Raw genomic sequence first — 1,076 nt, forward strand, 5'->3', positions numbered from 1 at the left:
TAGGACTTTCGCTTTTGCGAAAGAGTTTAAAAATAGTTAAGTTAGCCTCATGCTAACGAAAAAACAATATGTTGAATATTTATTGAGTACACCACTCAATTATACTTGTACGAATTTGGCTAATCACTTAGATAATGTTAGTCATGATTCTATATGTGATTTTCTAAAACGAGAACGATTTACCTCACGCCAACTGTGGGAACTTACAAAACCCTATGTCAACAAACAAGATGACACTGAAAGTTATCTTATTTGTGATGATAGCGTGCAAGATAAACGATATTCACGTTTTATTGAATTGGTTAAAAAACAATATTCGGGTAATGAACATGGAACGGTTAAGGGTATAGGATTAGTAAATATGATACATTCATCAGGTAAAGATGGAGATTTTTACCCCATTGATTATAGAATTTACAGTCCAGATAGCGATGGTAAAACCAAGAATGACCATTTTCAAGAGATGTTTCTGAGAACTATTGCTGATAAAAGCCTTAAAGCAAGGACTATTTTATTTGATAGTTGGTATTCCTCGGTAGATAATCTCAAGCTAATACACCGAAACGATTGGACATTCTTCACCACACTGAAAAGCAATCGTATGGTCAGTATCAGCAAAGAACAAGGCTATATTCACCTTGATACTATTGAATGGTCTGAAAAGATGCTTCAAGTTGGTATTATGGTCAAGCTAAAAGAAATTCCCTTTTTAGTGAAACTGTTCAAGATAGTGTCCCCAGACGGACACATTGACTGGGTAATTACTAATTCTCCAGACGACAACCTTTGGGCTGACGATGTAAAAGAAAGTAACGCCGTCAGGTGGCAGGTTGAAGAGTTTCACAGAGCATATAAACAACTGACAGGTTCTGAAAAATGCCAATGTCGTGCTGCTCGTTCACAAAGGAATCACTTAGCTTGTTGTTATCATGCTTGGTTATCCCTTAAAATTAAAGCCAAAGAACTGAATCAATCTTTATATCAAGTTAGAAATGGATTATTTGCAGATTTTTTGAAGTCACAATTAAGAAAACCTCAAATCTCTGCGGCATGACCATTCCAAAGCGAAAGCCCTA

General features: G+C 35.8%; 1 protein-coding gene. It reads left to right on the forward strand.

From position 1 onward, the window contains the following. Window positions 1–49: 49 nt before the first annotated feature. Window positions 50–1,054 carry an IS701 family transposase gene (locus tag WAE64_RS24740; protein ID WP_340240876.1) on the forward strand — a complete coding sequence of 335 codons (1,005 nt, stop codon included), beginning with the start codon at window positions 50–52 and terminating at the stop codon, window positions 1,052–1,054. The last annotated feature ends 22 nt before the right edge of the window (window positions 1,055–1,076 follow it).

Source organism: Emticicia soli (assembly GCF_037860775.1).
Taxonomy (GTDB): domain Bacteria; phylum Bacteroidota; class Bacteroidia; order Cytophagales; family Spirosomataceae; genus Emticicia; species Emticicia soli.

What these genes read in the sequence shown, in the direction of transcription:
- WAE64_RS24740 (WP_340240876.1), top strand. Translation starts at nt 50, where the DNA reads ATGCTAACGAAAAAACAATATGTTGAATATTTATTGAGTACACCACTC.